This window comes from Isachenkonia alkalipeptolytica, assembly GCF_009910325.1.
GTDB lineage: Bacteria > Bacillota > Clostridia > Peptostreptococcales > T1SED10-28 > Isachenkonia > Isachenkonia alkalipeptolytica.
Genome location: NZ_SUMG01000005.1, coordinates 80,014 through 102,861, shown reverse-complemented (window position 1 = coordinate 102,861; position 22,848 = coordinate 80,014). Strand labels below are relative to the sequence as shown.

General features: G+C 45.2%; 20 protein-coding genes and 1 riboswitch. Of the genes, 13 read left to right on the top strand and 7 right to left on the bottom strand.

Annotation, left to right across the window (positions count from 1 at the left end):
* Positions 1-2: 2 nt before the first annotated feature.
* From gcvPA to ISALK_RS05925, 6 genes are all read left to right on the top strand, one after another.
* Positions 3-1,346 (top strand): aminomethyl-transferring glycine dehydrogenase subunit GcvPA, encoded by a 1,344-nt coding sequence (gene gcvPA, locus ISALK_RS05950; protein ID WP_160720133.1) that lies wholly within the window; start codon positions 3-5, stop codon positions 1,344-1,346.
* Positions 1,343-2,803, top strand: coding sequence for an aminomethyl-transferring glycine dehydrogenase subunit GcvPB (gene gcvPB / locus ISALK_RS05945; RefSeq protein ID WP_160720131.1), 1,461 nt, complete (start codon positions 1,343-1,345; stop codon positions 2,801-2,803). The genes gcvPA and gcvPB overlap by 4 nt, the downstream gene beginning before the upstream one ends.
* A 24-nt stretch (positions 2,804-2,827) precedes the next feature.
* Positions 2,828-4,240 (top strand): dihydrolipoyl dehydrogenase, encoded by a 1,413-nt coding sequence (gene lpdA / locus ISALK_RS05940; protein WP_160720129.1) that lies wholly within the window; start codon positions 2,828-2,830, stop codon positions 4,238-4,240.
* A gap of 223 nt (positions 4,241-4,463) precedes the next feature.
* Complete coding sequence (locus ISALK_RS05935) at positions 4,464-5,414, top strand: AAA family ATPase (protein WP_160720127.1); 951 nt, start codon at positions 4,464-4,466, stop codon at positions 5,412-5,414.
* Positions 5,415-5,424: 10 nt separating this feature from the next.
* Positions 5,425-6,546 (top strand): DUF58 domain-containing protein, encoded by a 1,122-nt coding sequence (locus ISALK_RS05930; RefSeq protein ID WP_160720125.1) that lies wholly within the window; start codon positions 5,425-5,427, stop codon positions 6,544-6,546.
* A gap of 11 nt (positions 6,547-6,557) precedes the next feature.
* Complete coding sequence (locus tag ISALK_RS05925; protein ID WP_160720123.1) at positions 6,558-7,802, top strand: DUF4129 domain-containing protein; 1,245 nt, start codon at positions 6,558-6,560, stop codon at positions 7,800-7,802.
* A gap of 121 nt (positions 7,803-7,923) precedes the next feature.
* On the opposite strand, the gene ISALK_RS05920 is transcribed toward ISALK_RS05925, so the two are convergent.
* The 3 genes from ISALK_RS05920 to ISALK_RS05910 all read right to left on the bottom strand — a co-directional run bounded on the left by ISALK_RS05920 (position 7,924) and on the right by ISALK_RS05910 (position 11,435).
* Entirely contained in the window at positions 7,924-9,258 is a 1,335-nt protein-coding gene (locus tag ISALK_RS05920) for a bifunctional folylpolyglutamate synthase/dihydrofolate synthase (RefSeq protein ID WP_160720121.1), read from the bottom strand.
* Positions 9,259-9,370: 112 nt separating this feature from the next.
* Positions 9,371-9,955: a folate family ECF transporter S component gene (locus tag ISALK_RS05915; protein ID WP_160720119.1), complete on the bottom strand. Its 585-nt coding sequence runs from the start codon at positions 9,953-9,955 to the stop codon at positions 9,371-9,373.
* Positions 9,956-10,033: 78 nt separating this feature from the next.
* A riboswitch (THF riboswitch) is annotated at positions 10,034-10,125 on the bottom strand.
* Positions 10,126-10,211: 86 nt separating this feature from the next.
* Positions 10,212-11,435: an FprA family A-type flavoprotein gene (locus ISALK_RS05910; protein ID WP_160720117.1), complete on the bottom strand. Its 1,224-nt coding sequence runs from the start codon at positions 11,433-11,435 to the stop codon at positions 10,212-10,214.
* 181 nt (positions 11,436-11,616) lie between these two features.
* On the opposite strand from ISALK_RS05910, the gene ISALK_RS05905 reads away from it, so the two are divergent.
* A complete protein-coding gene (locus ISALK_RS05905; protein ID WP_160720115.1) occupies positions 11,617-12,174 on the top strand; it encodes a flavodoxin domain-containing protein in 558 nt (185 codons plus the stop codon).
* A 166-nt stretch (positions 12,175-12,340) separates the two neighbouring features.
* Positions 12,341-13,882, top strand: coding sequence for a Mur ligase family protein (locus ISALK_RS05900; RefSeq protein ID WP_160720113.1), 1,542 nt, complete (start codon positions 12,341-12,343; stop codon positions 13,880-13,882).
* A 164-nt stretch (positions 13,883-14,046) separates the two neighbouring features.
* Here the strand turns inward: ISALK_RS05900 and ISALK_RS05895 are convergent, their stop codons facing one another.
* On the bottom strand, positions 14,047-14,472 hold the full coding sequence (locus ISALK_RS05895) for a Dps family protein (protein WP_236660282.1): 426 nt from the start codon (positions 14,470-14,472) through the stop codon (positions 14,047-14,049).
* Between the two features lie 127 nt (positions 14,473-14,599).
* On the opposite strand from ISALK_RS05895, the gene ISALK_RS05890 reads away from it, so the two are divergent.
* Positions 14,600-14,893 carry a winged helix-turn-helix transcriptional regulator gene (locus ISALK_RS05890; protein ID WP_236660281.1) on the top strand — a complete coding sequence of 98 codons (294 nt, stop codon included), beginning with the start codon at positions 14,600-14,602 and terminating at the stop codon, positions 14,891-14,893.
* Positions 14,894-15,073: 180 nt separating this feature from the next.
* On the top strand, positions 15,074-15,385 hold the full coding sequence (locus ISALK_RS05885) for a putative signal transducing protein (RefSeq protein WP_160720109.1): 312 nt from the start codon (positions 15,074-15,076) through the stop codon (positions 15,383-15,385).
* Between the two features lie 319 nt (positions 15,386-15,704).
* On the opposite strand, the gene ISALK_RS05880 is transcribed toward ISALK_RS05885, so the two are convergent.
* The 3 genes from ISALK_RS05880 to ISALK_RS15315 all read right to left on the bottom strand — a co-directional run bounded on the left by ISALK_RS05880 (position 15,705) and on the right by ISALK_RS15315 (position 19,982).
* A complete protein-coding gene (locus tag ISALK_RS05880) occupies positions 15,705-17,486 on the bottom strand; it encodes an ABC transporter ATP-binding protein (protein ID WP_160720107.1) in 1,782 nt (593 codons plus the stop codon).
* Positions 17,487-17,699: 213 nt separating this feature from the next.
* Positions 17,700-19,433 (bottom strand): ABC transporter ATP-binding protein, encoded by a 1,734-nt coding sequence (locus tag ISALK_RS05875; protein WP_160720105.1) that lies wholly within the window; start codon positions 19,431-19,433, stop codon positions 17,700-17,702.
* Positions 19,434-19,859: 426 nt separating this feature from the next.
* Positions 19,860-19,982, bottom strand: a complete 123-nt coding sequence (locus ISALK_RS15315) for a hypothetical protein (RefSeq protein WP_306770701.1) — start codon at positions 19,980-19,982, stop codon at positions 19,860-19,862.
* A 221-nt stretch (positions 19,983-20,203) separates the two neighbouring features.
* Between ISALK_RS15315 and ISALK_RS05870 the strand changes: the two genes are divergently transcribed.
* The 3 genes from ISALK_RS05870 (at position 20,204) to ISALK_RS05860 (ending at position 22,812) form a co-directional block, all read left to right on the top strand.
* The gene (locus tag ISALK_RS05870; RefSeq protein WP_160720103.1) at positions 20,204-20,557 is read left to right on the top strand and encodes a RidA family protein; all 354 of its coding nucleotides are present in this window, start codon (positions 20,204-20,206) and stop codon (positions 20,555-20,557) included.
* Positions 20,558-20,609: 52 nt separating this feature from the next.
* Positions 20,610-21,350 carry a class I SAM-dependent methyltransferase gene (locus tag ISALK_RS05865; RefSeq protein WP_160720101.1) on the top strand — a complete coding sequence of 247 codons (741 nt, stop codon included), beginning with the start codon at positions 20,610-20,612 and terminating at the stop codon, positions 21,348-21,350.
* 139 nt (positions 21,351-21,489) lie between these two features.
* Complete coding sequence (locus ISALK_RS05860; RefSeq protein ID WP_160720099.1) at positions 21,490-22,812, top strand: MATE family efflux transporter; 1,323 nt, start codon at positions 21,490-21,492, stop codon at positions 22,810-22,812.
* Positions 22,813-22,848: the final 36 nt, after the last annotated feature.

Below are 22,848 nucleotides of genomic sequence, written 5' to 3'. Positions count from 1 at the left end.
ACATGTTTCCTTATATAGCCAACACCCCGCAAGATGAAAAAGACATGTTAAAGGCCATCGGATTTAATTCCATTGAAGAATTTTTTGAAGACATTCCCGGGGAACTTCGATTGAACCGGGATTTAAATCTGAAGCCTGCTATGACTGAGGGGGAAATCAAAGTTCATATGGAAGCCCTTGGAGGAAAGAACCGGGGAAAAGAGCTGGTGAATTTCCTTGGAGGCGGGGTTTATGACCGACACATCCCCTCCGTGGTCAATCATGTGATTTCCAGGTCCGAGTTTTACACCGCCTACACCCCTTACCAGCCGGAAATCAGTCAGGGAACCCTGCAGGTCATCTATGAATACCAAACATTAATTGCCAATTTAACCGGCATGGAAGTTTCCAATGCATCCTTGTATGATGGGGCCAGTGCTGTGGCGGAAGCTGCGTTTATGGCTGTGGATAAAACCCGGAACAAAGAGATCATTGTACCGGATAATATCCATCCCAATACCCTGAGGGTCTTGAGAACCTACCTGAGATTTAAAGACCTGGAGCTTGTAGTAATTCCCACAAAGGAAGGCACCTTCTCCAAGGCCGCTTTAGAAGAAAAAATCAGCAAAAATACAGCGGGAGTCCTGGTGCAAAACCCCAACTTCTTCGGATTGGTAGAGGATGAAATTGAAGAGATTGTAGAGCTTACCCATAAAAATAAAGCCCTGCTTATTATGAGTGTGGATCCCATTACCTTAGGAGTACTGAAATCTCCCGGAGATTACGGTGCAGATATCGCCGTAGGGGATGGCCAGTCCTTGGGTAACGGTTTGAATTTCGGGGGACCCTACTTTGGATTTATGGCGGCAACGAAGAAACTGATACGGAAAATGCCTGGGCGAATTGCAGGAGAAACCGTGGACAAAGATGGAAAACGGGGCTTTGTGTTGACCCTTCAGACAAGAGAGCAGCATATTCGAAGGGAAAAGGCCACTTCCAACATTTGTACCAATCAAGCCTTAAATGCTTTAGCGGCCAGCGTTTATATGGTAGCCCTGGGAAAAAAAGGCATTGCCGAGGTGGCAACCCAGAGTGCCCAAAAGGCCCACTATTTATACAATCAAATCATAGAGAAGACCAACTTCAAGCCTGTATATGATAAGCCTTTCTTTATGGAATTCGGTATCACCGGGGATATTCCTGCTGCAAAGGTGAAAGAAGCCCTGCTAAAAGAGGGAATTCTTGGAGGCATTGAGCTTCGAATATGCGGAGATCAATTTAAAAACGCTCTTTTAGTGGCAGTAACGGAAAAACGGACAAAAGAAGAAATGGATCAATTTGTTCAGGTATTGGAGGGATTACAATGAAAACATATGAAACGCTAATTTTTGAACTTTCGAACCCCGATCGTAGAGCTTTTGAAATCCCAAAAGTTGATGTTCCGGAAGAATCCTTAGAAAGCTTTTTACCGAAGGACGCCCTGCGGGAAGAAGCTCCAGAGCTTCCTCAGGTAAGTCAGGTGGATTTAATGCGGCATTATACCAACCTGTCTAACCGGAACTATGGTTTGGATACCGGTTTTTATCCCCTGGGATCCTGCACCATGAAGTATAATCCGAAAATCAATGAGGATATGGCAAGGCTCCCAAGCTTTACGGAAACCCATCCCATGCAGGATGATTCTCTAGTCCAAGGGAATCTGGAAATGATGGATAATCTGGATCAAATGCTATGCGAAATTACGGGCATGGATAAAATGACCCTGCAACCCATTGCGGGATCCCATGGTGAAATGCTTGGGCTGATGTTGATGAAAGCCTACCATGCAGATAAGGGAGATCATAACCGAAAGAAAATTATCGTTCCCGATTCTTCCCATGGTACAAATCCCGCCAGTGTGGCTATGGCAGGCCTGGAAGTAGTAACCATCGAATCAAAGGAAAACGGTGAAGTGGATCTGGACGCATTACAAGAGGCGATGGGCGATGATGTGGCAGGACTTATGCTCACAAACCCCAACACCTTAGGTCTGTTTGAAAAGCAGATTCAAGAAATTGCAAAAATGGTTCATGAGGCCGGCGGACTCCTTTATTATGATGGAGCCAATACCAATGCCATTATGGGCATCACCCGTCCCGGAGACATGGGCTTTGACATTGTGCATCTGAATCTACACAAAACCTTTACAACCCCCCATGGCGGCGGCGGACCCGGAAGCGGACCGGTAGGAGTGAAAGAACGATTGATTCCTTATTTACCGGTACCTTTTGTAGAGAAGAAGGAAGCAGGCTATAAGTTAAGCTATGATGGGCCAAAATCCATTGGTAAAATTTCAAATTACTACGGAAACTTCGGAATCTATCTAAGAGCTTACGTCTATATTTTAAGTATGGGCTACAATGGACTGAAGCGGGCCAGCGAAGTGGCGGTACTGAATGCCAACTACGTAATGTACTCTTTAAAGGATCACTATAAACTGGCGGTGGATCGACCCTGCAAGCACGAGTTTGTACTCGCCGGTATCAATACGGATATTGCAGAAATGCCCACGGTAAATATTGCGAAACGACTGTTGGACTACGGCCATCATCCGCCAACAGTATACTTCCCCCTCATTGTGCATGAAGCATTGATGGTGGAGCCGACGGAAACCGAGTCGAAGGAAATGCTTGATGATTTCATCGAGGCGATGAAAGCGATTGTGGAAGAATCTAAAAATGATCCGGAGCTTGTGAAAACCGCTCCCCATACTACCCCGGTACGAAAGCTGGATGAGGTGGGAGCCGCAAGAAATCCTATCGTTCGGTGGGAACCGGAAGAATAATATAATAAGGCGGTGTCAGTTTCAATGAAAGACGTAATTGTAATTGGAGGAGGTCCCGGAGGATACGTAGCAGCCATACGTGCTGCACAGCTTGGGGCCGACGTGACAGTAATCGAAAAAGAAAACTTGGGAGGCACTTGCCTGAACAAAGGTTGTATTCCTACCAAAGCGTTGTTCAAAAATGCGGAGATGGTACACTCCATCGGTACCATGAAAGAATTTGGAGTAAACCTGGAGGGGGGCTTTACCATTGACATCCCTCAAATCCATAAAAGAAAAGAGGAAGTGGTCTTTAAGCTTGTGGACGGAGTCCGGAGAATTCTTAACTCCTATGACATCGAGACCGTCTATGGCGAGGCAACCATTAAGGATCGAAATAGGGTAAAGGTTCAAAAAAATGATGGAGAGACGATAGACGTTGAGACGAAAAACATCATCATTGCAACGGGAGCCACCCCTTTCATACCGGAAAATCTTCGGGTTGATCATCCCGGTATTATGACCAGCGATGAAATCATCAACTTTGACAACATCCCCAAATCCCTTGTAATTATCGGGGGAGGAGTAATCGGTATGGAGTTTGCGAACATCTTCCATGCCATGGGCACCGAGGTCCACGTGGTGGAGCACAACGAACGGATTCTTCACCGTTTGGATAGCGACCTTTCCAAACGACTACAGGCCCATGTGAAAAAGCAGGGAATGAAAATTCATAATAATGCTTTAGTAAAGGAGCTGAACCCTCAGGAAGACGGCAGCATCGAAGTGATCGGTGAAAGAAAGGGAAAAGAGCTGAAGGTGGATTGTGAGAAGGTGTTGGTCGCCGTCGGGCGAAGACCGAACCTTGAAGGAATGAATTTAGAAGACCTGGGAGTTCATCACTCCCCGAGGGGCATTGAAGTTAACGAAAATTATGAGACCAATGTGGAAGGCATCTATGCCATTGGAGATGTGACCGGGGGCATCATGCTTGCCCATGAAGCCTCTCACCATGGAATCATTGCGGCAGAGGCGTCGATGAACAAGCGAATAACCCACAACGGATCCACTATTCCAAGCGCTATATTTACTTCTCCGGAAGTGGCAACCGTGGGGCTTAGCGAAGAAGAAGCCAAAGCGAAAAAAATGGACTACGTTACTTCGAAGTTTATGTTCGGAGGAAACGGGAAAGCCTTAGCCATGGGAGATACCCAAGGGTTCATTAAAGTCATCGCCAATGGCGATACCATTGTAGGGGTTCACATTATGGGTCTGAATGCATCGGATTTAATACACGAAGGTGTACTTGCCGTAAGCAAGGGTATGAGAATCGATGACATCACAGGAACCGTACATGCCCACCCCACGATGAGTGAAGGTTTTGCCGAGGCGGTACTGGGCCTTAAGGGGGTTTCGATCCATGCCCTGGCTTCAAAGAAAAAAAAGAGTAAGGGTTGAAAATTAGTAAAAATATAAGTAAAAAAATAGTGACCTTGCCAACCAAACCCCTAATAAAGTTTGGACGGCAAGGTTTTTTTAGCAGAACATTGTATTATTTGAAAATTTATTATAAAATGAAAAATAAGCATATTAAAAAAATTTTATAGACAGTGGTATAGTTTTATAAGAAAACAGAAATTTTTACTAAAACAAAGGGGGTGGGTCCCTAGGGACCGGGCTTATGAGTGTGGAAATTATTAAAGAATTTCGAGAGAAAATGGTGGAAAATGTATCCAAAGTGATTATAGGAAAAGAAGAAGTCATAGAATTGTTAACGGTGGCCTTTATATGTGACGGACATGTACTTCTGGAAGACGCACCGGGATTAGGGAAGACCAAGTTGGTTCGATCTTTTGCCAAAACCATCGGATCGAAATTTAAACGAATTCAATTTACCCCGGATTTATTACCTTCGGATTTAACGGGGATTCATTTTTACAATCAAAAGACCATGGAGTTTGAGTTTCGACCGGGACCGATGTTTGCCAATGTAATCCTGGCTGACGAAATTAATCGGGCGACGCCAAGAACCCAGTCCAGTTTGCTGGAAGCTATGGAAGAGCACCAAATTACCGTTGACGGCGCTACCAGACAATTGGAAAATCCTTATATGGTCCTGGCGACACAAAATCCTATTGAAACCCATGGCACCTTTCCCTTGCCGGAAGCCCAGCTGGACCGTTTTTTTATGCGTATTTCCATGGGGTATCCATCCCGGGAGGATGAATTGGCGATTGTGGATAAGAATCTGGAAGCCGATCCCTTAAAAGTGCTGGAAGAAAAAGTGGTAAGCGGTGAAATTGAAGCGTTGCGGGAGGCCTATAAAGAAGTATCGGTATCCCAGGATGTTCGAAGTTATCTGATGGATATTATCGAAAAAACCCGGGAGGACCAAAGACTGCTTTACGGCGTCAGTCCCCGGGGGACCATTGCTCTTTACAAAGGAGCTCAGGCCTATGCGGCTATACAGGGAAGGGATTTTATGATCCCGGAGGATGTAAAAACCATGGCCAAGTATATATTAAACCATCGAATCGGATATAAAGGTTCTTTTAAGAATCGCCATCTTTATGACGGCATTGAGAAAATATTAATGGACATTGATACTCCCACGGAAAGCAAAGTAGGTTAGGGGGAAGGACATGATTCAGCTATTGATCATTTTAATAATTATTGGTTTACTGTTCAATCAATACACCAAAGAATACAGTCTGGAAAAAATGGATTATCGCAGGGAAATCCGAGATAGCATCCTGGAAATTGATGAGCCCTTCTATATCCACAGCATTGTGGAAAATCGAAAGTGGCTGCCCCTGTCTTTTTTGCAGGTGAAGGAAAAGTATCCGAAGCATTTCGACTTTGTTCATAAAAACAATGTTCAGGATATCGGATTAGCAAAAGTCCATACCATGACCCTGAGCCTGTTGCCCTATCAACGGATTACCCGAAGTTATCAGCTGGTGGCCCATAAACGGGGAAGACATTTTCTTCAGGAGGCCATCCTCATTTCGGGAGATTTCATTGGACTTCAAACGGTAAATCGAATTTTTGATCAACAGAGCCAGGAAGTGGTGGTACTGCCTAAGGCCGTGGAACTTAACCAAGAGTTGGAGCCCTATGGGAATTACTACGGAGACATTTCCGTAAACCGTTGGATCATTGAAGATCCTATTATAAACCGGGGACTCCGAGAATATACGGGAAATGAGCCGGAAAAGCATATCCACTGGGCATCCAGTCTTAAAACCGGAGAGCTGTTGGTGAAAAACTTTGATTATACGACGGACCACTCGGCGGTGCTGGTACTGAATACCGCCATGAGCAAGTACTCCTGGGGGAAGAAAGACCCGGATAAAATCGAAAAGTGTTTTTCCCTTAGCCGAAGTATACTGGAAGACTTCGAGGGGACAGGAATTCCCTATGGATTGGCCTCTAATGTAGGAACCATTCATCAATATTTTGGGAAAACCCTAACGGATATCGGGTACGGACCGGGGCATCTCAGAGGTCTCCTGGAATCCTTAGGGCGGGCGGAGTATTACTCCAGAAGTTCCTTTGGAGATCTTTTAAGGAAACTGAGGGAAAGTCAGGACCAGAGCCGGACTTATGTGTTGGTGACCCCCGGTATTATAGAGGAAGACTTATCGGGTTTGGAAGAACTGCGAAAAGTTGCAGGGAAAGTGGTACTGATTACCCTAAACGAAGATCATTTAAGTGAAATATCAACGAAAATTGAAACCTACCGGGTTTCAATGGAAGATTAAGGAGTATGGCTATGGAAAAAATCAAAACCTTAACGTTGCTACATTTAATCAATGTGTTGTCATTACTGTTTATGGTAGGAAATGTATTGCTTCGGTTATTTCATGATGGGCACCATTACGGCGGACTTTTTCTCTGGTCCCTATTGATGAGCGGTGGGATGTTGTTTTGCAAAGGGAAAACCCGTTTTTTCGGGGGATGGTTACTACCCTGGGTGCTTTTGCCTTTGCTTATGGAAATCCCTCTATATCAAATAGGATATTTAGCGGTGGTGGGACTTTTTATACTCCTTCTTTTTTATAAGAACATGGAAGACCCCCATTATGATCGAATAGAACATGAATTTGGCGTAGGGATCGCTATTGCCGGGGTGCTTTGGTTTTTTATACTGCTGATGGGCGGGGTCCGACTCTTCAACAATGTTGCGGCGGGCTATTTATTGATATACATCCTATCCGGAGTATTGATGCTTCGAAGCCTGCGGTACTTAGAGCATAGCGGCGATCATGAGCAGCTGAAAAGAATCAACCTACGTTCTGTGGGCATCGTCGTGGTTCTTAGTATCATTTTGAGTACGGACTTCTTTATGAAATTCTTTCAACAAACACGAAGCCTATTGTGGATGGGATACAATCTATTGATCGATGTAGTTCTATGGGTACTTTATTGGCCGATTTATTACATTGGCACTTTTATCAATTACATTATTGCTGCCATTATGCAAGAGCCCCAAGGTTTTACGGAGGAGGGGGGGCAGGATGTTGCGGGAGACATGCAGGAAATCCACGAAAATGTAAGGGCAACCCCCGTGGCAGAAAGTCCCGTGTTTCGCATATTAATCGCAATTATATTATTTGCAGCAGTATTTTTTATTCTATATAAGGTTTATACGCGAAAAGCTATGACCCGAAGAATCAACGAGACCTATAGTGAGAATAAAGAGATGATTTTGCCAAATAAAAAAGGAGATTTATGGAATGCGATAAAAAGTCGTTTAAAACCAAAGACCAAGGAAGATCGTATCAGGATTTACTACGGAGAATTTTTAGAAAAGTTGGAAGCACAAGGTGCGGTTTTACTGCCCTCGGATACCACCCAGGATTATCACCGGAAGGGGAAAGCTTTTTATTCCGAAAATGAACTCGCCCGTTTTCGTAGTATCTATTTGCAGGTTCGTTATGGAGAAAAGGCGATAGATTCGAAAACCTATAAAGAGGCGAAGGGAATCTATGGAAAATTCATTAATAAAGAGGAATAACGGATCTATACCGGTGGTAATAGGGAAAGCTTAAATTGAAAAGCGCACACATAATATTTCTTTTTAAAAAAACTGTAAACACCAGCGGTCCCGCTTCGGGACCGCTGGTGTTTTTGAAGGTTTAGCTTTGCTTAGGGGACGGTTGATGAGCACGGAAGTATTTCAGAAAAACCTTACGGGCTTCGCCAATCATATATAAGGAACCGACCCCTAGGATCATTCCCGATGGATCCGTAATACTCAGGGCTTTAAAGCTTGCTTTGGAAATGGAAGGTTCCAGGAAGGTGTCCACGGCGTAACCCTGGAGTTGCTCTTTTAACTGCTGGGGCGGCATGGCCCGGGGATTCAGAGGTTTGGTAAGGATCACCCTGTCCACATAGGGGATGATCTCCGAGAGAAAGCCCTCCACATCCTTATCTTCCAACATCCCAAGGATCAAAGTAATGGAGTACTGCCTACAGTGTTGGTCTAAGGTCCCGGTTAAGGCTTTTGCGGCGGCGAGGTTATGGGCCCCGTCAACGATGGTTAAGGGCTCCCGGCCCAAGACCTCAAATCGTCCCGGCCATTGCACAGCAAATAGGCCCTGGGCAATGCTATCGAAGGTCATCGGAAAAAGGCCCTGTTTTTGGAGAACGTAAAGGGCAAGTAAGGCCGTAGCCCCGTTAAACACTTGATGCTTTCCCGGGAGTCGAATTTTTGTTCTTGAGCATCCTCCCGGGAAAGAAGTAAAGTCTACCGAAAAGCACTGTTCTTCTAAGGAGCTGCTGTGTATGGTTACCTGGTTCGGTTCAAAGGAGTACAAAGGACTGTTTGATTTCCTGGCAATGCTTTCCAGAACCCTCCTGGCCCGGGGTTCCTGGGGAAATAGAACCACAGGGACCCTCGTTTTGATAATGCCTCCTTTGTGATAGGCGATTTCTTCCAGGGTATTGCCGAGCAATTCGGTATGATCCAGTCCGATTTGAGTAATGACAGAAAGAATGGGGTTATCAATAACATTAGTGGCATCTTCTCGGCCTCCTAAACCCGCTTCCAGAATGAGTAGGTCCGTGGATATTCGGCTAAAATAATAAAAAGCCAAGGCTACATAAATCTCAAACTCCGTCGGATGGGATTTCCCTTTAATCAGCATTTTTTCAACGGCAATTGCTAAGGTTTCCAAGATCTTCTCAAAGTCCTTTTGCGGTATTAACTCCCGGTTAAAACGAATCATCTCCCGGGGATCATGAAAATAAGGGGAAGTGAAAAGCCCCACCTGATAGTGGTTTTCCATAAGCATGCCTTCCAGAAAAGAAGCGATGGAACCTTTGCCGTTGGTACCGGCAACATGAATAATCTGTAGTTTTTCCTGAGGGTTATCCAGTTCTTCAAGTAAGGCTTTGACGGTATCGAGGCCGGGAATACTGCCGTACTCTTTGGCCCGGGCAATAAGAGGGTGTATTTTTGGGGTTTTCATGGGAACCTCCTTGGGTTTTAATCAAGGAAAGCCCTCTGAAACAGAGGGCTTTTCCGAGGATGTGCGTTTTAGATCAAAGAATATGATCAAAGGACATGACTAAAGAATATCATTAAAGCTTTAGGGTTCTCTCCTTAAAGGATTGAAGGACCCCGGACAGTGTTAAAATCACCACCGTGGTGATTACTGCCACAAGTCCGTAGATCGTCGCCCTAAGGGGAAGAAGCACTAAATAGGCATCTCCCAGAATCGTGGATGCCCAGTAGGTATCCAGGGTAAGGTTTACCAAAAAGAATATCAAAACCATGGATACTGCGGCATTGAACAAAGTGAAGGTTTTTTTCTTACCCAGCTTGCTGCGGGTGAACCAGACAACCATTCCGGGGATCATCCCCACTAATACGGAACTTAGAGTAAAACCGGGGTGAAAGCCCCCGCCGATCAACATGACCCCGATGATGTCCTGGATAAAACCGGCCAGGGCCCCGGCAAAGGGACCAAAAAGCATGCTGGCAATGACAATGGGGATTCGAGCGATCCCGATTCGCAGGGTGTGATTTGCAAAAATCATGGATAATTGACCGATAACCACGGACATGGAAACCAACAGTGCAGAGGTAACTAAGGCTTTGATAGGAAGCCTTGTACCCTGGGTTTTCGGGGCGGGGGACTTAGGTGTTCTTTTGTTATCAATCATAACGGTCACCTCCTTTCTCTTAAGTTAGGCATGGAAGCTCCAACATTAAGAGAAATTTGGTGAGATCTCCAATGGTGGAGCAGCGGAAGCGTCGTTACAACGCGATAAGAATCTTCGTTTAGAAGCAACTTCCCATCTTCTAACACTTAACGCATAACGACTACTCTGCCCACGTATTCATCTTGATAATATCCCCTTAGAACAAAAAAGTAAAGGGAATACACTAAATATTAAGGGTTCAATAACCCCAAACCTTTTAACAAGGGGCGCTTTCCTCTCCCCGTTCGGCGATCAGTTTATCCGCCAAGGCATCTGCAATAAGGGCACATTTTTCAAGGTCTTCCGCTTTAGGGGAGGATTTTGCTTCCACAGAGTCCTCCACCAAGTCCCACTTGATATTTTCAGCGAATTGTTTCAGGGAGGAGACCCCGCCACCGCTCCAGGAAGCGGTTCCGAAAATACCTAAGTATCGATTTTTTAGCTGAGAGTTTTCTATCTTATGGACCACGGTCTGCATTGCAGGGAACAGTCCTGTATTGTAGGCACAGCTTCCCAAAAGCACCCCTTTAAAACGCCAAAGATCACTGATGATATAGGATACATGGGTTTTGGACGCATCATAGATCCGAATGTTTGTAATTCCTTTTTCCGACAGTCGTCGAGCCATGAGATCCGCCATCTTCTGAGTGTTTCCATACATGGACCCGTAAACGATGACCACTCCTTCTTCGGTTTCCGCCCGGGACCACCGGTCATAATAGTTCACAATACAGCTCGGATCCTTTCGCCAAACCGGCCCGTGGGTAGAGGCGATTACATGCAGGGGAATTTGAGCATCCTTAAGTTTTTTAATGGCCCGTTGTACCATGGGGCCGAACTTGCCCACGATATTGGAGTAATAACGGCGGATTTCGTCCATGTAAAATTCCAGGTTAACTTCATCGTCAAAAATCCCTCCGTCCAGGGAGCCGAAACCACCGAAGGCATCTCCCGAGAATAAAATCCCCTGGCGCATCTCGTAGGTCATCATGGTTTCCGGCCAGTGAACCATGGGGGTCATAAAGAACTTCAGTTCATGCTTTCCAAGGGACAGGGTATCGCCGTCCTTTACTTCATGGTAGGGGCTTAAGTCGCCGTAAAAGTTTTCAATAAAGCCGAAGGTTTTGCTGTTTCCCACAATTTTCACATTGGGATAGCGTTGGCGAACATCTTTAATAGCCCCGGAGTGGTCCGGTTCCATATGGTTGATGATTAAGTAATCAACCTCTCGATCTCCAAGGATTCCTTCGATTTTTTTTATGAATGCGTCCATCTTCGTATTCTTCACGGTATCGAATAAAGCCACTTTTTCATCCACAATCAGGTAAGAGTTATAGGACACCCCCCGATCTAAGGGCCAGAGGTTTTCAAAAAGTCTGGTTTCCCGATCGTTTACACCGACAAAATATACATTTTTACAAATTTGGTCCGTATGAATCATAAAATTCCTCCTTTATAGTATTATAATACCCTATTGTACATATTCTCATTCTTAGTTTATTATAACATGTTCTAGTAGAATGAAAATATGTTTTCAAAGAGGATTTTTTGGTATAAATAACACTACAACCAAAGAAATCATAGGATATAAAGCAGTAATCTTAAGAGCAGGAGGAATTTTTATGAAAACATTAATCGCCTATAGAACCAAATATGGAACGACCCGGAAGGCGGCGGAAAAAATCGCAAAGAGATTGCCGGGTGAAGTGGATCTTTTGGATCTAAAAGAGGAAAAAGTTTCCGATGTATGCATTTATGATGTGATTTTGATTGGAGCTTCCGTTTACGGAGGAAATATACAAAGAGAGGTCCGAAGTTTTTTTGATCAGCACAGAGAGGATTTGATCGTCAGACCCTACGGCCTTTTCATTGCGGCGGGCAATACTTTAGAGGTGGAGAGAAATTACCGGGTCTATGTAGGAAAAACCATTTATGATTATGCGAAAATAAAGGAACACATTGGTTATAGTTATGATTTCTCAAAGATGAATTTTTTTGAAAAAACCATTATCAAAAAAGTATCTAAGATTACCGAAGACACAGAAAATCTGGACATGGAGGGAATCGACAGAATTGTTCAGTGGGTAAAAGAAATCGAAAGCGGGAAAGGTAAACCGACGGAGGAAAAAGCCCCGGAAGAGGGAAAAGCCCCGGAAAAGGAAGACCTGTTGACCGAGTGATGGGTTACAACAACAGGGGATGATTCGGGAAGCAAAGTTCAGAAAACTAAGCACAGGAACCATAACATCACCGTCCTTTCCAATGGAAGGGCGGTTTTATCTTTGCTTTATCCTCCTTGGAATCTATGGTAGAATGAATTATTATCAATGAAAGGAAGCGAAAATCATGAGATTAAAAGAAATCCTAGAATTCGTTGAAAGTATAGAACATAAGAATCACGGGAACATAGAAATTTCAGGCCTTAGTTATCATTCCAAGGAGACAGAACCGGGGGACCTGTTTTTTTGTATTAAAGGCTATGAAACCGACGGGCATAAATACTTACAGGATGCGGTGAATAATGGAGCCGTGGCGGCGGTGGTGGAAGAAATTCAACAGGAGATTGCCATCCCTCAGATAAAAGTGAGCAGCAGCCGAATTGCTTTGGCAAGAAGTGCTGCAAACTTTTACGATCATCCCTCAAGGAAACTTAATGCTATAGGCATTACAGCCACCAACGGGAAAACCACCACCTCCTTTATGGCCCATAAAATATTGAAGGATCAACAACTTGAAGCGGGAATCATCGGTACGGTAATGGTGCAGTACCGGGATAAAAAGATCCCCTCCCTGCTTACCACTCCGGAATCCTTGGATCTTCAAAAACATTTCAGCAACATGGTAAAGGAAGAGGTGTCCCATGTAACCATGGAGGTGTCCTCCTCGGCCCAGGAGCTTCATCGGGTGGAAGCGGTGGATTTTGACATTGTGACCTTAAACAATATTTCCCGGGAACATATCGATTCCCACGGAAGTTTTGAGCGGTACTTTGAAGTGAAATCCCGACTGATTACACGGGCAAAAAAAGACAGTGCGGCGGTGCTGAATTTGGATGATTCTTACTCCAAGGGGTTAATAACGAAGACGAAGGCCAAGGTCTTCACCTTCGGCATCGAAGACTCCGGCGGAGATTTTGCAGTGAAAGATCTGGATCTGTCCACGGGAAGAGGGGTTTTTACCCTGGCGATTCAAAGAGACCTTGAGCATAAAGGGGTCCGGATTCCCAAGGGAGAAATGGAGATTAGACTTTCGGTACCAGGTTTTCATTCCGTCTACAACAGTGTGGTAGCGGCGATTATCGGTCTGTTGTCCGGGGTGGATCAAGAGGGGGTTCGAAAATCCCTAAAAGATTTTCGCGGTGTGGAACGCCGTTTTGAGTTTATCTATGAGGAGGACTTTAAGGTTGTGGATGATCATTTTGCCAATGCGGGAAACATCCATATGACCCTGGGCACCTTAAAGGAAATGAACTATAACAACCTCCATGTACTTTACGCCATCCGGGGAAAACGGGGGATTGCGGTGAACCGGGAAAACACCGAAGCCCTGGTACAGTGGTTGCCAAAACTCGGGGTAAGGGAACTGATCGCCACAGAAAGCGTATCCCATGTAATGGAAAAGGACCGGGTGACCCAGGAGGAACGACGGGTTTTTGAGGAAGTCACCGGGGAGGCGGGAATACCCACCACCATCATTCAGGAGTTGCCCCAGGCCATTGAAAGGGTGATGGAAAAAGCTAAACCGGGAGATGTGGTCCTCCTTGCGGGATGCCAGGGAATGGATTACGGCGGAGAGATTGCCCTGCACCTTCTTGCAAAGGGCAGGGAACCCGCGGAACGAGAACGGATTTTAGCCCCCTTAACGGATCGGGTGGCGGGAATTTCATAGGCGTCGGAACAGTAAAGGCTTTGATTTTAAAGGTTGAAGCATTGAAAACCACAAGAGGTGGGATATAAAATGTGAGTGTTCGGATATAAAAAGTGTTAAAATATAAAAACATGACGATAAAACCCCCCGTATCTTTTGGATACGGGGGGTTCAGTGTTTGTCTGTTATTTTTGCATGCTTTCAATAAACCAAAGCTGCTTCTTGTAAAACTCCACATGCTCTTCGAACATGCCTACCGCTACGAAATCCCCTTTTTCATCGGCTTCGTTTCGAATTTCCACTGCCAGGGCGTTCATCAGCTCAAGGTCTTCTTTTAGGTGGTCCAGAACTTCCTGGGTTTTGTAAGAGGTTTCATTGAGCTCCTTCATGGTAGCCTTATCCAGATAATCGGAAAGTTTTGCTAAGGGCTCTCCGCCGTTCATTTTAATATACTCCGCAACATCATCATACTTCTGGAAGACATCATCGTAAAGCTCCTCGGTAAAGTTGTGAAGGGCCACAAATTGTACTCCTACTACGTTCCAATGCAGATTGTGAAGCTTTACATTCCATAGGGCCAAGTTTGATAAATACACATTTAATTTTTCCATAATTGTTATTACCTCCATTTATTTTTTGTTTTTTTTGTTTTTCTATAATATAATAATAACAATAATCAAAAGTTCGTTCTAGACACAAATTTGTTTGTTAACATTGTATAGAAAAGGGGTAGATATGATGATTAGAGTAGATGAAAGTTTCGAAGAGGTCCACGGCATCATTCGTTCCCGGTGGATACCGGAAATCCTGGACTCCATTAAAGCGGGGAATCACAGTTATGGAGAAATCCTGGACTCTATTGATTATATCAGCGGGACCGAACTGAACCGAAAGTTGAATCTATTAGTAGAAAAAAGAGCCCTGGAAAAACGGGAAGAGTCTAACCGAAGTCATTATGATGTTTTGGAACTAGGAGAAGACCTGCACCATATCTTTTATCATCTGGTGGAACTAAAAGAGAAATATTTCTAGAGGACCGATGACAGCGGGACGGAGTTTTTGTCATCTCTGCTTTCCGGTTGTAGCCGGTACTTTTCAGCTTAGGAATCCATATCCGGTAGCTGATGATTAAGAGGGAGTAGCCCTTATCGGATCAGGGATGTTCGAAGCCAAAGTCAAAAAAGATTTCCGGGATCAAAGGAGGTGGGATCCATGGAATTTACAGCCCTTCAATTATTATTAATCCTGGCGGGAATTTTGATATTTCTCACCGTGTTTATTGGAGATAAAGCCAAATGGCGGGAATTCTACGGGGGTTCCCAGAGGAATTTCACGGAAGTGCAGGGGGTCTTTCAGTACCTGCGGGATCAGGGCATAAGATGTCGACTGAAAACAAGGATCCAGGGATTCAGCAGAATGCAAAACGCTCAGATGACCACTGCGGTAGTGGAAGTCCATAAAGAGGACGTGGAGCGGGCAAGGCAGCTGATGAGGGAGTACAATAACCGAAACAGGAGAAAATAAATTATTAAAAAGCATGCTACGATGAATTTAGACAACATAAAGGATCCCCGGAAAGGTAATATGACTTTGGGGGATCCTTTTTCTTATTTTTGCATTCTTTTATGACTTTGTTGATAGGACGGCTACTCTTTCGGGGAGAAAAGAGGACAGTGACTCCGTCTTGCTGTGACCTCGGGAGAGAAGATGACAGGAATTTTGTCCCGCTGTGACCTCGGGAGAAAAGATGACAAAAACTCCGTCCCGCTGTCATCGCTGTCATCGGAGTGGTTGTACCTTTCGATTTATCGAAAGATGACAAAAACTCCGTCCCGCTGTCATCTTAGGCTTTTAAGAATTGGTACTGGGCAACGAAGAGCTTGTAGTACATGGACCGGTTTTCTAAGAGCTCGTGGTGACTGCCGGTTTCTAAGATTTTGCCGTCGTGGATTACCATGATCCGGTCGGCGTTTTTGATGGTGGATAGGCGATGGGCGATCACAAAGGAGGTGCGGTCCTTCAAGAGGGCGCGAATTCCTTTTTGTACCAGGATTTCCGTTTCCGTATCGATGCTGGAGGTGGCCTCGTCCAGGATTAGAATCTTAGGATCGTTGAGGACCGCCCGTGCTAAGGCCAGTAGCTGTCGCTGGCCGATAGAGAGCTTCGAGCCCCGTTCATTGATTTCCGTGTCGTACCCGTTCTCCAACGCCATAATAAAGTTATGAGCATTGACCACGGTGGCGGCTTGGATGATCTCTTCATCCGTGGCATCGGGTTTTCCATACTTGATGTTTTCCTTAACGGTGCCGGAAAACAGGAAAGTATCCTGCATCATTACCGCCATCTGGCTTCGAAGGGAATCCAGGGTCACTTCATTGATATCATAGCCGTCGATTTTTACCACGCCTTCGGTGACATCGTAAAAACGGCTGAGAAGATTAATGATCGTGGTCTTACCCGCACCGGTATGGCCGACCAGAGCCACAGTTTCCCCTTTGTTCACGTGGAAACTGACGTTGTCCAACACCTGCTCCTCCCGGTCATAGGAAAAGCTTACGCCTTCAAAGGTGACTTCCCCTTCAATGGGAGGCAGTTCCTTGGCATCCCGCTGGTTTTCGATATCCGGGGGCGTATCCAGGATTTCAAAAATCCGTTCGGCGCTGGTCATATTACTTACGGTGACGTTATAAAAGTTCGTAAGGTTAATCACCGGTCGCCAAAACATGGTGATGTAGCCCATAAAAGCCACCAGGACCCCGATGGAGATTGTACCGGAATCGATCAGTCGCACCCCGACCCAAAAAACAATCGCTGTTCCGAATCCCCAGGAAAGAACCACCATGGACCAGAAACCGTCAGCGAAGCGAATGGCCCCGATGAAGGAATGATTCAAGTCTTTTCCCAGGCCGAAAAAGGTATTGCTGGTGTGGCGCTCCCGGGCAAAGCTTTGCACCACCCGAATGCCTGAGTAATCCTCATGGATGTAGGCATTCAGGTTGGAATTTTTCTTTCTAAAAACCTGCCATTTTTTTCGAAAGGTACTCTCGATTAAGATCAGTCCCCCCATGAGCACCGGAAGGGTGATAAAGGCGGCGATGGCCAGCTGATAGCTCATCCAGAACATAATTCCGGAAATGGCAATCAGGGTAATTAAATCCGGAATGACCACGGTGACGCTGTCCGTAAAAAAGTTGGTCAGGGCATTGACGTCCGTGGTGATTCGGGCGAGGATTTTCCCCACGGGACGGCTATCGAAAAAGGAAAAGGAAAGCTTTTGAATATGATTGAATAAGGCTTCCCGAATTTCCATCAGGATTTTGTTGGTAGTGCGACCCATGATCGTGATCCGCTTTTTCGAGGCCATCATGGATATCACATTTACCGCCACCATAATGCCTGCTAAAAGGATCAGGCCTTTAGTATTTTCCGTGGCAATAAACTCATCAATCCCGATTTTGATAAAGTAGGGATTGATAATATTTACCGATACCGCAATGATCATCAGGATTAAAGCCCAAAGGACACTTTTTTTATAGTTTTTCAAGTAGCTAAGCAGTCGTTTGATAACCGAAAGGCGAAGGGATTGCTGAACCGCTTCATCTTCCTTGAAGGTATTAACCGACATAAAAACACCTCGTTTCTTATGGTTATTTTTTCAATCCCTTTTTGTCGGGAGGGTAAAATCTTTTATTGTTAAGGTTTATTATTCTTTAACCAGAATGTTTACCGAAGCCAGCAGGAAAATCAGGGGTAAGCAAAACAAACAGGCTTCGACATTGAAGTTTCTTGCCTTTAAGCAACGCACAAGTCTCAGGATGAAAAAAGTAATAATTGACATCTAAATCACCTCTTTGTTCAGTAAGGTCACATCTCCCAGTTGATTCTTATAAAGGTTGTAATAATAGCCCTTTTGATTGATTAGCCGGTGATGATTTCCCTTTTCAAGAATGTTGCCCTCCCGTAGGATAAGGATCTCATCGGCGTCCTTTACCGCAGAGATGCGATGGGCTATGATAATTTTCGTGATATCCCCTCTTTTGTTTAAGGCCTTTTGAATCTGGTATTCCGTCTCCATATCCAGGGCGGAGGTGGCATCATCAAAGATCAGAATGGGGCTCTTTTTCAACAGGGCCCGGGCAATGGAGATCCGTTGTTTTTGTCCTCCGGATAAGCCCACTCCCCGTTCGCCGATGATGGTTTCAAGGCCCTGGGGCATCTCTTGAATAAAGTCATAGACCCGGGCATCCTTCATGGCTTCTTCGATTTCCTCCCGGGGGGCCTCTTCGGATCCGAACTTGATGTTTTCCAGTAAGGTATCGGAAAAGAGGAAGGTATCCTGCATGACGACGGAAATACTTTGTCGAAGTTCCTGAAGATCCTGCTTTCGTACATCCACACCATCCACTAGGATTTGTCCCTGGGAAGTATCGTAGTAGCGAGGAATCAAATTGGCCAGGGAGGTTTTCCCGGATCCGGTGGCGCCCATAATCGCTATGGTGCTGCCGGGTTTAATCTCTAGGTCTATATGATTAAGGATTTTTTCCTTGCCGTACTGAAAAGTTACATTTTCAAAGGTAACCGCTCCCTGTCGTCTTTCAGGGGAGACGGGATTTTCTGGGTTTTTAATACCGGGGACTTCATCCATGATCTTAAAGATTTTCTTTAAGGAAGCATTGCATCGGGACAAACTGTTGGTCAGCCAGCCGAGAAAGCGCATGGGCCACACCAGCATGGATACAAAGCCGTTAAAGGCCACCAAAGATCCGATGGTCATCTGTTCGTTGATGACGAAAACCCCTCCCACCAGGACCACCAGGATCGTGGAAAAGTAGGATAGAAATTCGATCTTGGGATGAAAATTTCCCAAGATGTTATTTCGCTTAAGGTTTAACTGGTAAAGCTTTTTATTTTCCCGGCGAAATTTTTTCTTCTCCAGTTTTTCCCGATTTAAGGATTTTACCAGGCGCACCCCGGCAATATTTTCCTGGGCTTTCGTATTCAGCTTTGCGTCCTGGTCACTGATCTCTTCGTAAGCCGTACTCATGTTACGATCCATTTTAACGGCCAGGTATCCGAGAAAGGGGAAGACCAAGGTGCAAATCAAGGCCAGTTGCCAGTTGATGAAAAACATCATGGTGGTGGCAGCGATCACATAGAAAATCTGCTCCAGGAAAAAGCCGGCCACAAAGCCCACCACTTCCCAGACGTTGTCCACATCCCGGGTGGTCCGGGACATGATTTCCCCGGTGTTGGTTTTGTCAAAGTATTCAAAGGGCAGACTTTGAATGTGGTCAAAGAGATCCCGGCGAAGGTCCAGGCCTACCTGGATGCCCGCATAATCAAAGAGAAATTCCCGGATATAACCAAAAACCGCCCGACCCAGAGTAATAAAAATCAGTAACAGTAAGAGTCCGTTCAATCGATGAAACTCCCCGCCCACAATGACATCGTCAATGATCACGCCGGTGATCATGGGGTTGATCATATCCAGACCAATGAGAAAGAACATGGATATGGTGGGGATGATAAACAGCATTTTGTATTTTTTCATATAAGTAAAGATTCGCTTCATAATTTTCCCTCCCTGTCAGAACTGGGAATCCTTGCGATTTATCCTGGAGTCCCGGAGTCCCCGGTGCTTTTTTAAAAGATTTTGAACCTGGGGTCTCTTTCTTCGGCAAAGAAAAAGACCACAGAATGTTCTGTGGCCGAAGTAAGACAGAGTCTTGAGGTGTATTTCTATCCCTTTTAAAATCATTCCGTAATATCAGGGTTCTTCTTAAGGCATAGAGCCGGTTTTTTGCAGAAGAAGCCTCTTATTATTTAACGGTAATTTTAGCGGTAAGAATAGAAAAAGGCCACAGCCACGATCGGCTACAGCCTAAAAATCCATAGAAATAGGCCATAACCGCTCTGCCATGACCTAAAGTTTATATGTAATAAAGGGATGAATCAGAAGAAGGTGCATTAAAACACTTCTGTTATGCCTTTAAAAACTTCAAATCAAAAATGCAGAGGGATCGTGATGAGTGATGGAATTATTTTGTTGATCAAGATCTGTGTTGCCATTAAACTTCATGCCAAAGGTGACCACGGTCATTCTTCGTAATTTAATCATCATTTTCGCCTCCTATTCCTTCGTATTTTTGTGATCGGATTTATTTCCTATTTCACACTACATATATTATACCTAGGTACAATAAAAGTCAACTACTTTTTATGAAATATTTAAAATATTTTCAAGAGGGAAAGGGTCTTTCAAAAACCTAGAAATATCCGTATAATTAAAAGAGAAGAAATCCAAAGTCGAAACCGGACTTAAAAATTTAAGGAGGCGTCAAAATGAACATTAAACGATATGAAGGAACGGGAAGGATGAGCCGGGCAGTGGTGCATCATGATACGGTGTATTTGTGCGGACAAACCTGCGGGGAGGCAAACACCGACGTAAAAGAGCAGACCAAGGTGGTCTTGGAGAAAATTGAAAAACTGCTGAACCAATATGGTTCCGATAAAAATCATATTCTGTCCACCACCATTTACTTAAAAAATATAGAAGATTTCAGTGAAATGAATGAAGTTTGGGACAACTGGGTGGAAGCGGGTTTTGAACCGGCAAGGGCCTGCGTGGAAGCCAGGATGGCAAGGGAAGACCTGCTCGTTGAAATGACCGTGGTAGCGGCGTTGAAAGCCTAAAGAGCCCCTAAGAAAATTGCCGGAGCCGGGGGTAGTGAAAGGAGGACTGGGAATGGATATATTTTTTGAAATTCACAAGGAGTTGCCCAGGGAAGGTCCCGGGGATACGGAGTCGACTCTTAAGGCCCTATCCTTTGTTCCGGAGATCCGGGAGGATGGAAGAATACTGGATATTGCCTGCGGACCGGGGATGCAGACCATTGATTTAGCAAGAAATACCAAGGGAACCATTGAAGCCCTGGATACTCACCGGCCTTTCCTCGAAGTGCTGGAGGAAAAAATACGGGAGGCCGGTTATGGTGATCGAATCAAAACCAGAAATCATTCCATGTTTCACTTGGATTACGGGGAAGCATCCTTTGACCTTATTTGGTCCGAGGGAGCCATTTACATTATCGGTTTCGAAAAGGGGCTGAAGGCTTGGAAAAAATTCTTAAAGCCCGGGGGACATATGGTGGTGTCGGAACTGTCCTGGTTGAAAAAAAAGATTTCCAAAAGCCCTCAAGCCTTTTGGGGGAAGCATTATCCCGGCATCAGCACCATATCCAAAAACATGAAAATCATTGAAGACAGCGGCTATGTTCCCCTGGCCCATTTTATTCTTCCAAAGGAGGCCTGGTGGAAGTTTTATTACCGTCCACTGATCCGGCGGATTGAAAAATTGAGAGTGGAGCATCAGGGAGATGGGAAATGGGAGCGCAGCCTGGATGAGGAACTGGAAGAAGTGGAGCTCTTTAAAAACTACTCCTCGGAATACGGCTATGTATTTTATGTTATGAGAAAGATTGAATAATGCGGCGAGCAGTTTGTACCTTCCGGGGCTGGGTTACAAAAATCTTCGGGGAGGAAACCTTGTGTCTTAAAGGAGAATGGGGTACGATACTAGCATAAGAAAAGAATGACCGATGTCCCAGCCTTCAAAGGAGTGTATGATGAAAAAAACACATGTAAAGGGGTTACTGATCATTGCCCTGCCCTTAATGATACAAAACACCCTGCGGGGCCTGTTGGGCTCCGTGGATAAATTATTCGTGGGCCAGCTGGGAGAACAGGCCATTGCAGGTGTTGGTGGATCCAATCAGCTCTTTAGCTTATTTTTGACCATATTCATGGCGATTTCTGCGGGGCTTTCCATTCTATTGTCCCAATACCTGGGGGGAAAGAAAATCCATAAGTTTGGGAAACTGTTTTCCACAATGCTGAGCACGGGACTGATGATCGGTGTACTGGTCACGGTGCTTTTTCGTTTCCGTGGGGAGGTTTTTCTTACCTGGCTAAACATTTCCGGGGGAGCTTTGGAGGAGGCCACGGCCTATTTCTCGGTTATCGCCCTGTCCACCACCCTGTTACTGCTCTCCGCCAGCTTTTCCGGAGTCTTTCTGGCCCTTAAGAAAAACACCTATCCCATGGTGGCCACCTTCATTTCCATGGGGATCAATACAATGCTGAATGCCTACTTTATTTTTGTGCTGGAGTGGGGGGTTACGGGAGTGGCGTACGCCACCTTGATCTCAAGAGCCCTGGAGTTTGGGATTTTGCTCTTTTTGGTCAAGGGATATTTACGAAAGCTTAACATTCCCTTTCGACCGGGTTTTGATCCCCTGCTGTTTAAAGTGCTGGTGTCCATAAGCGTGCCCATGGCCTTGGACGGTGCCGCCTGGCAGCTGGCCATGACGGTGTATACCCGGATTATTTTCACCATCGGGGTTCAGGAAGTGGCGGTTTATGAAATTTTAAAGATTTTTCAAACCATTACCTTAACCGCCATTTCCGCAATGGCAGCGGCCAACGTGGGGATTGTCGGCGCCGAACTGGGGGGCGGTGCCTTTCAAAGGGCCAAGGAAAAAGCCAATGCGGGGATCCTCACCGCCTTTATTGTGGCTACGGGACTAAATATAATTATTTTTACTTTTTCCAGAGAAATTTTCAGTCTTTTCAATTTGGAAGAGACCACCCTGAATATGGGATTGCGGGCGGTTCCCTTAGTACTGATTATTATTTATACCCAGATTCTTAATGTGATCTTTCCCTATATTCTCCGAAGCGGCGGGGATACCTGGGCGAATCTATGGATTACCATTTTCGGGTTTTGGGCCCTGCAGATTCCTCTGGCCTGGCTCCTGGGAATCCGACTGGAAATGGGAATCCAAGGGGTACTCTACAGCATGCTTGTGGCGGAAGGGGTTAAGGGAACCCTGTTTTATCTTCGCTACCGTCAAGGGAACTGGCTGAAGAATCTGGCGAGGGAAAATTGAAGGTCCTGGGTGCCAAAAACCGCTCAAGAGCTGAGT